Here is a 12,443-nt window from a genome sequence, read left to right on the forward strand (position 1 = left end):
TGAAAGGGGGTAGGCGAAGCGACACGAAGTGCGCGCAGCCTGGGGGTCAGCTGTTATTCGAAAGCAGCCCGTTGGTCCGGGCGTGGTGGAGCGCCTGGGTCCGGCTCTTGACGCCGAGGCGCCGGAACAGGCGCCAGAGGTGCACCTTCACCGTGTGCTCGCTGATGTCGAGTTCGGTGGCGATGTCGCGGTTGCTCATGCCCTGGTCGAGCATGGCGATCAGCTGGGTCTGGCGCTTGGACAGCTTGCTGCTGGCCGCGGCCACCGGTTCCTCGGCATCGGCGTCGGCCATCAGCAGGCCGCGCAGCACGGCGGTCAGCTCCGCGGAACTGGACGACTTCTCGATGTAGGTGTCGGCGCCGGCCTCGATGCAGGCCTCTTCCATGTCGGCCGCGGGCGAGGCCGAGTAGACCGCGATCGGAACGTCCGGATAGTCCTTCTTCACCTCGACCACGCCCGAGACGCCGTTGGTGTCGGGCAGCTTGAGATCCAGGCAGAACAGATCGGGCGCGCCGTGCTGCTTCACGGCGGAGGGCAGCTTGTCGAGCCGCTCGAGTTCGACGATGGTCTCGGCTGGCCGCAGGCGACGCAGCACCATCACGATCGCGTCACGCATCAGGGGATGGTCGTCGATGACATAAATACTCATGGCTTCTCTCTCATTTTGTGCGCCTGGCCGGCAGCGCCGGCCATTGCTGCGCGAAATCGTTGCTCAGCTGCCGCCGGCCGCTTCAGCAGCCAGCGCCTCGAGTGCGGCCGTGGCCGCGCGAACTCCCTCATTGTCGATCGGTTCCAGCTGCGCGGCGAGCAGACTCAATGCCGACCCGCCTTGCTGCCGAAGTGTGCCGATCATGCGGCCGGCTTCCTGGGGCGATGCGAAACCTACGCTTTGTAACAGCTGTACGCCGTTCGCGTCGAGCAGCTTGAAATAAAAAAGTCCGTCCTTGTCGCGGTATTGCTTGAAACTGGGCCGCACGGTCTTGCCGGCCTTGCGTGCAGCGGCCTTGTCCTGCGCCGCCAGATTGCGCAGGCCGACGGCCTGGCGCAACTCGGCCATGAAGGGGCGCGAGAGCGCGCGGGCCTTGTCGGCGCCGGTGCGAAGGATCTGCTCGATCTGCGCCGGATCGTTCAACAGCGCGTCGTAGTGCTCGCGCATCGGCGCGACCTCGCGGTCGATGCGCTCGAAGAGGATCTGCTTGGCGTCGCCCCAGGCGATGCCGTCGGCGAAGGCCCCGCGCAGCGCCGTCGTCTCGTTGCCGTCCGCGAAGGCCTGGTAGATCTGGAACAGCGCCGAGCCCTCGGTGTCCTTCGGCTCGCCGGGCGCGCGCGAATCCGTCACGATGCCAGCGATCAGCTTCTGCAGCTGCGCACGCGGTGCGAAGAGCGGGATCGTGTTGTCGTAGCTCTTGCTCATCTTGCGGCCATCGAGGCCGGGCAGCGTCGCCACCGCATCGTCGATCTCGGCCTCCGGCAGCGTGAAGTGTTCGCCGTAGAGATGGTTGAAACGCTGCGCCATGTCGCGCGCCATCTCGATGTGCTGCACCTGGTCGCGGCCGACCGGCACCTTGTGCGCATTGAACATCAGGATGTCCGCGCCCATCAGCACCGGGTACATGAACAGGCCGGCGTTCACGTCGGCGTCGGGGTCGTCGCCGCGGGCGATGTTCTTGTCCATCGACGCCTTGTAGGCGTGGGCACGATTGAGCACGCCCTTGGCCGTCACGCAGGTCAGGAACCAGGTCAGCTCGGGAATCTCGGCGATGTCGGATTGCCGGTAGAAGGTGACGCGCTCGGGGTCCAGTCCGCAGGCCAGCCAGGTGGCGGCGATCTCGAGCGTCGAGCGCTGGATGCGCGCGGGCTCGTCGACCTTGATCAGTGCGTGATAGTCCGCGAGGAAATAGAAGCTCTGGACATGCTTCTCGCGGCTGAACCGCACGGAGTGCCGCACCGAGCCGACATAGTTGCCGAGGTGCGGCGTGCCGCTGGTGGTGATGCCGGTCAGGAAGCGGACGGGAGCGGGAGAGGACGAAGCCATGGGAGAGATTCAGTGCAGCAAGGCCAGGATGGGTGTGAGCAGGAGGTTGATCGCCTCGTAGCCCAGGCTCATCAGCGGCCGCAGCCAGTAGTTGCTGACGATGCCGGCGATCACCAGGCCCATCACGATGAAGAAGCCGTACGGCTCGATGCGCGACAGAAAGATCTGGGCACGCCCGTGCGGCAGCAGGCCGGCCAGCACCCGGCCGCCATCGAGCGGCGGCAGCGGGAACAGGTTGAAGGCCCACATCACGAGATTGACCAGCACGCCGCCCTGCGCCATCTTGATGAAGAAGGGCTCGTTGATGCCCCCGGCCGCCAGGCCGACGAAGAACAGCGCCCAGATGATCGCCTGGATGAAATTCGACGCCGGACCGGCGAGCGCGACCCAGACCATGTCGCGCTTCGGATTGCGCAGACGGTTGAAGTTGACCGGCACCGGCTTCGCGTAGCCGAACAGGAAGGCGCCCGAGGTCGCGAAGTAAAGCAGCAGCGGCATCAGAATGGTGCCGACCGGGTCGATATGCTTGAAGGGATTGAGCGTCACGCGGCCGAGCACGTACGCCGTGTTGTCGCCCAGGTACCGCGCCACATAGCCGTGCGCCGCCTCGTGCACCGTGATCGCGAAGACCACGGGCAGGGCGTAGATGAGCACGGTTTGAATCAGGTTTGAAATGTCCACAACCCATTGTCTCAGGAGTCGAGCTCGACCCCCGATGGCCTGGGGCTACAAGCCCAGAACTGCCAGTGCGCCACGTCCCTGCCGCACCAGGATCGGCTCGCCGCCTGTGCCCATCGGTGTGAGGTCGACCACCGTGGTCGGCTCCGACGGACAGGCGCCGGCGTCGATGACGGCGCCGATCTGCTTTTCGAAGCGCTCGCGGATCTGCGCCGCGTCGTTGAGCGCCTGGGTCTCGCCCGGCGGAATCAGCGTCGTGGCCAGCAGCGGCTCGCCATGCAGCATCAGCAGCTCGCACAGCACCTTGTGATCGGGCACGCGCAGGCCGATGGTCTTGCGTTGCGGATGGCTCACCCGTCTGGGCACTTCCTTGGTGGCTTCGAGCAGGAAGGTGTAGGGGCCGGGCGTGGCCGCCTTGAGCAGGCGGTACTGCTTGTTGTCCACCCGCGCATAGTTGGCGAGCTCGCTCAAGTCGCGGCAGATCAGCGTCAGGTGATGCTTCTCGTCGACCTGGCGGATGCGCCGCAGCTGGTCGACCGCGTCCTTGTCGTCGAGATGGCAGGCGAGCGCGTAGCTCGAATCGGTCGGTACGGCGACGATCTCGCCGCGCGCGAGCAGCGCGGCAGCCTGCTTGAGCAGGCGCTGCTGCGGGTTGTCGGGATGAACTTCGAAGAACTGGGCCATGGCGAGCGAGAGGATGCGAAAGCGAAGCGGGACATTCTGCCGCGAGAACGGCGCTTCAGGATTCGGCCGGCTCGATCGGCACGCGCCGCTCGCGCACGGTGAGCCAGGCGCCGGCCGCGCCGCAGATCGCGATCAGCCCCATGCCAATCAGCGACACCCGGTCCGGCATCTGGGCGAACAGCAGCCAGCCGCCCAGCATGGCGAAGCCGATCTGGGCGTAGAGGTAGGGCGTCAGCGTGGAGGCGGGCGCCCGTTGGTACGCCAGGATGAGAAGAAAGTGGCCGATCGTCCCCATGAATCCCATCAGGCACAGCAGCGCCCACCAATGCCACGACGGCAGCGCCGTCCAGGCGAGGGGTACCAGGACCGATGCGACCAGCGTGCCGACCCAGCCGGTGTAGAAATGGATCGTGAGCGGATCTTCGGTCTGCGCCAGCTTGCTGGTCAGTACCTGGAACCACGCGTTGGTGATCACCAGGCCGATCGGCAACAGCACCGCCCAGCCGAAGGCGTCGCCGCCCGGCCGCAGGATCACCAGCGTGCCGACGAAGCCGCCCGCCACCAGCGCCCAGCGCAGCGGCGACACGGACTCCTTGAGCGTGGTGGCCGCCAACAGCGTGATCACCAGCGGCGCGATCAGCACCACCGAGGTGAACTCGGCCACCGGCATGTAGCGCAGGCTGAAGAAGGCCAGCGTGCTCGAAGCCAGCAGCAGGACGCCGCGCAGCAACTGGTACTTGGGATGCCGCGTCCGGAACAGCGCGGCGCCCCGCGTCGGCACCAGCACCGCCGTCGTCGCGATCGCCTGGAACGCATAGCGCACCCAGATGCCCATCAGGATCGGCACGCCGGTGGTCGACAGCTTGGTGGCGCTGTCGAGCGTCGCGAAACAGGCGACGGCGAGCACGACCAAGCCGATGCCCGCGAGGATGCGTTCCGATTCGATGTCGCGCGTGTTCTTCCTTGCGGGAGCGTCCGCGCTGGCCGCCGCCGTCACTGGATGCGGTGCTCCAGCAGTTCCCACACCGGCGTGAGCTTGCCGGGCAGCAAGGGGAGCTTGCCGAGGTCGCAATGGCTTTCGTCGGGGCTGTGGAAGTCGCTGCCGCGCGAGGCGGCAAAGCCGAACTCCAGCGCCTTGTCGGCGTACTCGACGAACTCGGCCGTGGTGTGGCTGCCGGTCACGACCTCGATCGCACGGCCGCCATGGGCCTGGAACTCGACGAACAGCGCGTATTCCTCGTTGGCCGTGAACTTGTAGCGGCCCGGATGCGCGATCACGGCCAGGCCGTGAGCGGCGGTGATCCAACGCACCGCGTCCTTCAGCGCGGCCCAGCGATGCGGCACGTAGCCGGGCTTGCCCTCGGTGAGGAACTTGCGAAACACCTCGGGCGTGTCCCGGCAGTGGCCCTGCTCGACCAGGAAGCGCGCGAAGTGCGTGCGCGAGATCAGTTCGGGATTGCCGACGAACTTGAGCGCGCCTTCATAGGCGCCGTGGATGCCGACCTTGGCGAGCCCCTCGGACATCTCCATCGCGCGCTTGCCGCGGCCGCCGCGCGTGTCGTAGAGGCCTTCGCTCATGGCGGCGTCGTCCGGATCGAAGCCGAGGCCGACGATATGCACCGTCTCGCCGGCGAAAGTCACCGAGATCTCGGTGCCCGTGAGGTACTTCATGCCGTGCGCGCGGGCCGCGGCCGCGGCCCGCTGCTGGCCGCCGATCTCGTCGTGGTCGGTCAGCGCCCAGAGCTCGACGCCGTTGGCCGCAGCGCGCGCCGCCAGCGCTTCGGGCGTCAGCGTGCCGTCCGAGACCACGGAGTGGCAATGCAGGTCGGCGTTGAGGATCGAGGGCACGCCATGAGTTTATTCTTTTCGCTTTTTCAGCGTTTCTTGCGCAACGCGATCCACGCCGCCGCCGCGGTGAAAGTCACGATGATCGACAGCACGACCCAGAAGCCGTGCTTGTGGTCGGCCAGCGGAATGCCGCCCACGTTCATGCCGAACAGGCCGGCGACGATGTTGATCGGGAGCGCCAGCACCGTCACCACCGTCAGCACGAACAGGCTGCGGTTGTTGTCCTCGTTGACGTTGGCCGCGATCTCTTCCTGCAGCAGCTTGATGCGCTCCTGCAGCGCGCCCATGTCGCGCAGCACCACCGAGAATTCCTCGGTCGAGCCGCTCAGCGCCTGTGCATCCGGCTCGGCCATCCAGGCGGGCGGGTTCTGCAGCAGCCGAAACAACGCCGCCGGCTCCGGTGCCAGCAGGCGCTGCAGCCGCACCAGCACCCGGCGCAGCACGCCCAGCCGCGCGCGCTTGTGGTCGAGCCGGCCGGCGAGTTGGTCGTCCTCGATCACGTCGATGCGCGTCGTCACGCCGCGCACGATGTTCACCAGCACGTCGGCCTGCGCGCGCAGCAAATGCTCGAGCAGCTCGGTGCTGGAACGCGGCGCGTCGCCGGCCTTCACCGCCGTGCGCAGCGCGTCGACCGAGCGCAGCGGCTGCGAGCGCGCCGTCACCACCAGCCGCGGCCCGACGCTGATCCACAGCGTCGAGATGTCCGACGGTTCGAAGCTGAACTCGAAGTGGACGTCGTTGATGACCGCGATCAGCGAATCGTCCGCGCGCTCGATGCGGGTCGAATGCAGGCCCTCGTGCAGAGTCTCGAAGAAGACATCGGACAGCCCGGCATGGCGCAGCAACCAGCGCTCCGCCTGCGCGTGACTCAGGTTGAAGTGCAGCCACATGTAGGCGCCGCCCGGCGCTGCATCGGGCGCCGCGGCCAGCCATTCGGCCGCGTAGGCCGAGTCGACGGCGCAGGCCGGCTGCGGCGCGGCCGCATCGAAGAGGTAGCCGCAGATCAGCCCGGCCTCGTCGCTGCCGTAGGCGTTGCCGGCCCGTTCCTGCAGCACTGGCGAAGTCGCGGCGGTCAGGGCGCGCTCAGAAGAGGTGGCTGAACAGCCAGTACAACGAGCCCGACAGCAGGATCGCAGCCGGCATCGTCAGCACCCAGGCCAGCGCGAGGTTGCGCAGCGTCGACATCTGCAGGCCCGAGCGGCTGGCCGCCATCGTGCCTGCCACGCCCGAGGACAGCACGTGGGTGGTCGACACCGGCAGTCCGTACATGTCGGCCGCACCGATGGTCAGCATTGCCACCACCTCGGCGGAGGCGCCCTGGGCGTAGGTCAGATGGGTCTTGCCGATCTTCTCTCCCACCGTGACGACGATGCGCTTCCAGCCGATCATGGTGCCCAGGCCCAGCGCGATCGCGACCACCACCTTGACCCACAGCGGGATGAACTTGGTCGCATCGTCGATCTCGTGACGGAAGGCGCCGACCTTGCCCTTGGTGTCGGCATCCAGCTTCACGGCGCCGCTCTTGTCGAGTACGCGGATCGCTTCGGAAGCCAGGTACATGTCGTTGCGCACGTTGGCCACCGCGTCGGCCGGCACGCCGGCGAGCGAACCATGGTCCTTGACCTGGGTACCGATGCTGCCGGCGAGGGCCGCGATCGCCGGTACCACCGTCGGATTGAATTCCTTCGTCCGCACATAGGTCGCGATCGTCTCGCGCGCCTGCGCCGGCTGCGGGGCGGGCAGGGCAGCAGGGGCGCTGCGCACCAGCGCGTTCTGTGCCACCTCGGCCACGGCGACGAAGCGGATGGTCTCCTCGGCGGGCATGGCGCGGTTCAGCGCATAGGCCAGCGGCACGGTGCCGACCAGGATCAGCATGATCAGGCCCATGCCCTTCTGGCCGTCGTTCGAGCCGTGCGCGAAGGACACGCCGGTGCAGGTCAGCACCAGCAGGCCGCGGATCCACCACGGCGGCGGGGCGTTGGTCTTCGGCTCGTCGTAGAGCTCGCGGTTTTTCACGAGCAGGCGCAGCACCATCAGCACCAGCGCGGAAAACACGAAGCCGACGATCGGCGACAGCAGCAGCGAATAGGCGACATTGAGCGCCTGGCCCCAGTCGACGCCGCTGGTGCCGTCGCGCCCGTGCATCAGTGCATTGGCGACGCCGACGCCGATGATCGAGCCGATCAGCGTGTGCGACGACGAGGCCGGCAGCCCGAGCCACCAGGTGCCCAGGTTCCAGACGATGGCCGCAATCAGCAGCGCGAACACCATCGCGAAGCCGGCGCTCGACCCCACTTGCAGGATCAGTTCGACCGGCAGCAGCGAGATGATGCCGAAGGCCACGGCGCCGCTGGATGCCAGCACGCCCAGGAAGTTGAAGAAGCCGGACCAGATGACCGCGAAGCTCGGAGGCAGCGAGTGTGTGTAGATCACGGTCGCGACCGCGTTCGCGGTGTCGTGGAAACCGTTGACGAATTCGAAGCCCAGGGCAATCAGCAGCGCCACGCCCAGCAGGATGAAGGGCACATAGGTCGTGACCGGCGTGCCGGCGGCGCTCACGTCCTGAACCAGGCTCCAGGCGGTGTACAGAAGGCCGCTCGCCAGCAGGCCGACGAACACGATCAGCGTGACCGGCCCCGGCTTGGCATCCAGCGAGGGGCGCCCCGAAGACGGGGCCTGGGTCGAAAGCGAAGGCGCGGTGATCGAGCTCATGGCAAGGGGCGGGTTGTGGTGCGGCGCCTGATCGTGGGCGCGCCATGTGACAGCCTCGTGACGGCGCCTGGCCCGTGCCGGGCCTCCTTTGTCACGGAACGGTCATGCCGCAGCGGCAGCATCCGGCCTTCCCTCCGCCTTCCGGATCGACCATGACGCTGCGCAGCACTTTCACCGACCACGACGACCTGATGCAGCGCATCGCGCGCGATCTGGTCGACAGCTACGACGAGGAGATCGAACTCGAGCTCGAGGACCGCAATCTCGACGAACTCGAATCGGGCCGGGTGACCGACAAGGCGGGGCGCCAGGCCTATTTCAAGGAACTCTTTCGCCTGCAGGCCGAGCTGGTCAAGCTGCAGGACTGGGTGCAGCACAGCAAGCAGAAGGTCGTCATCCTCTTCGAAGGCCGCGACGCGGCGGGCAAGGGCGGCGTGATCAAGCGCATCACGCAGCGCCTCAACCCGCGCGTGGCCCGCGTGGCTGCGCTGCCGGCGCCCAACGACCGCGAACGCACGCAGTGGTATTTCCAGCGCTATGTGGCGCACCTGCCGGCCGCGGGTGAGATCGTGCTGTTCGACCGCAGCTGGTACAACCGCGCCGGCGTCGAGCGCGTGATGGGCTTTTGCTCCGACGAGGAATACGAAGAGTTCTTCCGCACCGTGCCCGACTTCGAGCGCATGCTCGCGCGCTCGGGCATCAAGCTCATCAAGTACTGGTTCTCGATCACCGACGAAGAGCAGCACATGCGCTTCCTCGGCCGCATCCACGATCCCCTCAAGCAGTGGAAGCTGAGCCCGATGGACCTCGAAAGCCGCCGCCGCTGGGAGGAATACACCAAGGCCAAGGAAACGATGCTGGAACGCACCCACATCCCCGAGGCGCCCTGGTGGGTGGTGCAGGCGGTCGACAAGAAGAAGGCGCGCCTGAACTGCATCAGCCACCTGCTGGGCCAGTTTCCGTACCACGAGGTCGAGCATGCCCCGGTGACCTTGCCCGCGCGCGTGCGCAATGCCGACTACCTGCGCCATCCGGTGCCGGCCAGCATGATCGTGCCCGAACTGTATTGAGATGCGGCCGGCCGGCCGATGGATGCGAGCAGGCGAAGCTGCTACCGTGTGCGGAACACGCTTTCGCGCACACCGATGTCCCGCCGCTCCACCTCTGCGCTCACTCGCGCCTACCAGCGCAACCTGAAGGCGCTCACCCAGGCCACGCTGAAGAGCGGCAAGCGCATCGCGAGCCAGGTGCAGCGCGCGACCGCCAAACAGCTCGAGCCGCCGCCGGGCCGTGGCGACTGGATCGGCGGCATGGCGCTCGGCGCCGGCGGCGCCCGGCGCTATCACCTGTACCGTCCGCCCGACCTGCAGTTGCAGCCGGGCGAAAAGCTGCCGCTCATGGTCATGCTGCACGGCTGCGGCCAGACCGGCCGCGACTTCGCGGCCAGCACGCGCATGAACCGCGTGGCCGCGCGCGAACGCTTCCTCGTGCTCTATCCGGAGCAGGACCGCCTGGCCAACGCGCAGGGTTGCTGGAACTGGTACGAACGCCGCTCGGGCAAGGCGGATGCCGAGGCCGCGACGCTGATGGCGGCGATCGACCAGGTGATCCTGCTCTATCCCGCCGACCGCGAGCGCGTCGCGCTGGCCGGCCTCTCGGCCGGCGCCAGCATGGCGGCCCTGATGGCCACGCGCTATCCCGGGCGCTTCAAGGCGGTGGCGATGCATTCCGGCGTCGCGCCCGGCGCCGCGAAGTCGCCGGCCACCGCGCTCGGCGCCATGCGCGGCCGCCATGTGCCGCCGATGCCCGCCACCGCCGTCGGCAAGGCGATGGGCGCGGCGGCGGCGTTCAGCTCGCTGCCACCGCTGCTGGTGCTGCATGGCGATGCCGATGCCGTGGTGTCGGCCAGCAATGCGGTCAGCAGTGCGGCGGTCTGGGCCATGGCCACCGGCGCACGGCCCGGCAGCCCGCGCACGCTGCAGCGCGGCAAGCGTCATCCGATGCGCGTCACCGACTACACCCGCGGCAACAGAACGCTGGTCACGCTGTGCGAGATCGCCGGCCTCGGCCATGCATGGAGCGGCGGCGCCCCCAGCATGCCGTTCAGCGATGCCGCGGGCCCGGACGCGACCAAACTGGTCTGGGCCTTCGCCGCGCGCCAGTTCAGGTCGGGCGCCGTGCAGCCGTAGTCGGTATCGCCGAGGGACGACCCGATGGCCACCATTCCCTACGACGCGAGCCGTGCAGCGCTCTACGCACCCGAGCATCGCGACACGCTGTTCGCGGCCGGCGAGCGTTACACGCCCACCCAGCGGGCAGTCGAAGCCGCGCGTCTGGCCTACTACCGCGCGGAAACATCCACGACCGAGCATGCGCGCCTGATCGATGCGCTGGCCCGCGCCGGCTTCGATGCGCCGACGCTGTTCGTCGAAGGCGCCACCTTCGCGTTCGGCGCGCTGCATGCGCACGACGGCGGCGCGCTGGTCGCCTTTCGCGGCACGCAGCCCGACGAGATCCGCCATCTCGCGACCAACCTGCAGGCGCAGCAGACCGCATGGGCGCCGACCGGCGGCCGCGTGCACGCGGGCTTCGCGCATGCGGCCCGCGCGGTGCTGCCGCGGATCCAGGACTGGCTCGCGGGCGCGGCCAGCCGGCGCAGCAGCCTCGTGCTGGCCGGCCACAGCCTCGGCGCGGCGCTCGCCACGCTTGCCGCCACGGTGACGCCGCCCACCTTGCTCGTCACGCTCGGCTCGCCGCGCGTGGGCGACGCGGACTTCGTCGCGGTGCTGGCTGGCGCCGAGATCGTGCGCCTCGTCGATGGCTGCGACGTCGTGACCCAGGTACCGCCGGCGCTCTCGTTCTATGCACATGCCGGCGCGCCGACCTACATCACCTGCGACCAGGCCATCTGCGTCATCGACCCGACGCCATCCTTCATCGAGACCGATCGCGCGCAGGGCCGCGCGCGCTACGCGACGGAGCATGCGTGGAAGCCGGGCGCCGTGCTGCTGCGCGACTTGGCGGACCATGCGCCGGTCAATTACGCCAGGGCGTATTTCGGCTGAGCCGCCGTACGCCACCGGGCGTATTTCCGTTGCGCGCCCTCCTGCGCAGACTTCCCTCCATCGTTCAAACCACCGGAGAAGGAAGCCATGCAACGTCGTTTCACCCTCAAGGCGCTCACCGCCGCCGTGGCTCTCGCGAGCCTTTCCGCCGTGCCGGCGTTCGCCCAGGACACCATCAAGGTCGGCATCCTGCATTCGCTGTCGGGCACGATGGCGATCTCCGAGACGGCGCTCAAGGACATGGCGCTGATGACCATCGAGGAGATCAACGCCCACGGCGGCGTGATGGGCAAGAAGCTCGAACCCGTGATCGTCGACCCGGCCTCCAACTGGCCGCTGTTCGCCGAGAAGACCAAGCAGCTGCTCGGCCAGGACAAGGTCGCCGTGATCTTCGGCTGCTGGACCTCGGTGTCGCGCAAGTCGGTGTTGCCGGTGGTCGAGGAAATGAACGGCCTGCTGTTCTATCCGGTGCAGTACGAGGGCGAGGAGCTGTCCAAGAACGTGTTCTACACCGGCGCCGCGCCCAACCAGCAAGCCATTCCCGCGGTCGAGTACCTGATGAGCAAGGAAGGCGGCGGCGCCAAGCGCTTCGTGCTGCTGGGCACCGACTACGTCTACCCGCGCACCACCAACAAGATCCTGCGCGCCTTCCTGCACAGCAAGGGCGTGAAGGATGCCGACATCGACGAGAAGTACACGCCCTTCGGCCACAGCGACTACCAGACCATCGTCGCCGACATCAAGAAGTTCTCGCAGGGCGGCAAGACGGCGGTGATCTCCACCATCAACGGCGATTCCAACGTGCCCTTCTACAAGGAACTCGGCAACGCCGGCCTCAAGGCCAAGGACGTGCCGGTGGTGGCCTTCTCGGTCGGCGAGGAAGAGCTGCGCGGCGTCGACACCAAGCCGCTGGTCGGCCACCTCGCGGCATGGAACTACTTCATGTCGATCAAGAACCCGAGCAATGCGGCCTGGATCAAGGAATGGAGCGACTACGCCAAGGCCAAGAAGCTGCCGGGGCAGGCCGACAAGCCGCTGACCAACGACCCGATGGAAGCCACCTACATCGGCATGCACATGTGGAAGCAGGCCGTCGAGAAGGCCAAGAGCACCGACACCGACAAGGTCATCGCCGCGATGGCGGGCCAGACCTTCAAGGCGCCGGACGGCTTCACCGTCGAGATGGATCCGAAGAACCACCACCTGCACAAGCCGGTGTTCATCGGCGAGATCAAGGCCGATGGCCAGTTCGGTGTGGTGTGGAAGACGCCGGCACCCGTCAAGGCACAGCCGTGGAGCCCGTTCATCGAAGGCAACGACAAAAAGCCCGATTTTCCTGCCGGAAAGTCGATGTAGCTGGCTCGCCCCCAGTCTTCGCGCACTTCGTGTCGCTTCGCCAACCCCCTACCGGGGGCAACACC

12 protein-coding genes are annotated in these 12,443 nt (G+C 67.6%); 4 read left to right on the plus strand and 8 right to left on the minus strand.

The annotated features are described in order from the left end of the window. Positions 1-46: 46 nt before the first annotated feature. The 8 genes from E5P2_RS06855 to E5P2_RS06890 form a co-directional block, all read right to left on the minus strand. On the minus strand, positions 47-649 hold the full coding sequence (locus E5P2_RS06855) for a response regulator transcription factor (RefSeq protein ID WP_162566388.1): 603 nt from the start codon (positions 647-649) through the stop codon (positions 47-49). A 63-nt stretch (positions 650-712) separates the two neighbouring features. Next, complete coding sequence (locus E5P2_RS06860; RefSeq protein ID WP_162566389.1) at positions 713-2,035, minus strand: tryptophan--tRNA ligase; 1,323 nt, start codon at positions 2,033-2,035, stop codon at positions 713-715. A 9-nt stretch (positions 2,036-2,044) separates the two neighbouring features. Continuing rightward, positions 2,045-2,716: a site-2 protease family protein gene (locus E5P2_RS06865; RefSeq protein WP_162566390.1), complete on the minus strand. Its 672-nt coding sequence runs from the start codon at positions 2,714-2,716 to the stop codon at positions 2,045-2,047. Positions 2,717-2,761: 45 nt separating this feature from the next. Next, on the minus strand, positions 2,762-3,397 hold the full coding sequence (locus E5P2_RS06870; RefSeq protein WP_162566391.1) for an L-threonylcarbamoyladenylate synthase: 636 nt from the start codon (positions 3,395-3,397) through the stop codon (positions 2,762-2,764). A 55-nt stretch (positions 3,398-3,452) separates the two neighbouring features. Further along, a complete protein-coding gene (locus E5P2_RS06875) occupies positions 3,453-4,394 on the minus strand; it encodes a DMT family transporter (RefSeq protein WP_232080608.1) in 942 nt (313 codons plus the stop codon). Then, a complete protein-coding gene (locus E5P2_RS06880) occupies positions 4,391-5,245 on the minus strand; it encodes a 3',5'-nucleoside bisphosphate phosphatase (RefSeq protein WP_162566393.1) in 855 nt (284 codons plus the stop codon). Before E5P2_RS06880 ends, E5P2_RS06875 begins: the two co-directional genes overlap by 4 nt. A 26-nt stretch (positions 5,246-5,271) precedes the next feature. After that, positions 5,272-6,300: a transporter gene (locus tag E5P2_RS06885; protein WP_174262645.1), complete on the minus strand. Its 1,029-nt coding sequence runs from the start codon at positions 6,298-6,300 to the stop codon at positions 5,272-5,274. Between the two features lie 28 nt (positions 6,301-6,328). Beyond that, positions 6,329-7,957, minus strand: a complete 1,629-nt coding sequence (locus tag E5P2_RS06890) for an inorganic phosphate transporter (RefSeq protein ID WP_162566394.1) — start codon at positions 7,955-7,957, stop codon at positions 6,329-6,331. Positions 7,958-8,109: 152 nt separating this feature from the next. Between E5P2_RS06890 and ppk2 the strand changes: the two genes are divergently transcribed. From ppk2 to urtA, 4 genes are all read left to right on the plus strand, one after another. Next, a complete protein-coding gene (ppk2, locus tag E5P2_RS06895) occupies positions 8,110-9,027 on the plus strand; it encodes a polyphosphate kinase 2 (RefSeq protein ID WP_162566395.1) in 918 nt (305 codons plus the stop codon). A 75-nt stretch (positions 9,028-9,102) separates the two neighbouring features. Further along, the gene (locus tag E5P2_RS06900; RefSeq protein ID WP_162566396.1) at positions 9,103-10,146 is read left to right on the plus strand and encodes an extracellular catalytic domain type 1 short-chain-length polyhydroxyalkanoate depolymerase; all 1,044 of its coding nucleotides are present in this window, start codon (positions 9,103-9,105) and stop codon (positions 10,144-10,146) included. A 24-nt stretch (positions 10,147-10,170) separates the two neighbouring features. Beyond that, entirely contained in the window at positions 10,171-11,022 is an 852-nt protein-coding gene (locus tag E5P2_RS06905) for a lipase family protein (RefSeq protein WP_162566397.1), read from the plus strand. A gap of 87 nt (positions 11,023-11,109) precedes the next feature. Then, on the plus strand, positions 11,110-12,378 hold the full coding sequence (urtA, locus tag E5P2_RS06910) for an urea ABC transporter substrate-binding protein (RefSeq protein WP_162566398.1): 1,269 nt from the start codon (positions 11,110-11,112) through the stop codon (positions 12,376-12,378). The last annotated feature ends 65 nt before the right edge of the window (positions 12,379-12,443 follow it).

The organism is Variovorax sp. SRS16 (assembly GCF_901827165.1).
Lineage (GTDB): Bacteria > Pseudomonadota > Gammaproteobacteria > Burkholderiales > Burkholderiaceae_C > Variovorax.

Bases quoted from the DNA above. Each gene is read 5' to 3' on its own strand.
- E5P2_RS06855 (WP_162566388.1), bottom strand. From the start codon at position 649: ATGAGTATTTATGTCATCGACGACCATCCCCTGATGCGTGACGCGATC.
- E5P2_RS06890 (WP_162566394.1), bottom strand. From the start codon at position 7,957: ATGAGCTCGATCACCGCGCCTTCGCTTTCGACCCAGGCCCCGTCTTCG.
- E5P2_RS06870 (WP_162566391.1), bottom strand. From the start codon at position 3,397: ATGGCCCAGTTCTTCGAAGTTCATCCCGACAACCCGCAGCAGCGCCTG.
- ppk2 (WP_162566395.1), top strand. From the start codon at position 8,110: ATGACGCTGCGCAGCACTTTCACCGACCACGACGACCTGATGCAGCGC.
- urtA (WP_162566398.1), top strand. From the start codon at position 11,110: ATGCAACGTCGTTTCACCCTCAAGGCGCTCACCGCCGCCGTGGCTCTC.
- E5P2_RS06900 (WP_162566396.1), top strand. From the start codon at position 9,103: ATGTCCCGCCGCTCCACCTCTGCGCTCACTCGCGCCTACCAGCGCAAC.
- E5P2_RS06905 (WP_162566397.1), top strand. From the start codon at position 10,171: ATGGCCACCATTCCCTACGACGCGAGCCGTGCAGCGCTCTACGCACCC.
- E5P2_RS06860 (WP_162566389.1), bottom strand. From the start codon at position 2,035: ATGGCTTCGTCCTCTCCCGCTCCCGTCCGCTTCCTGACCGGCATCACC.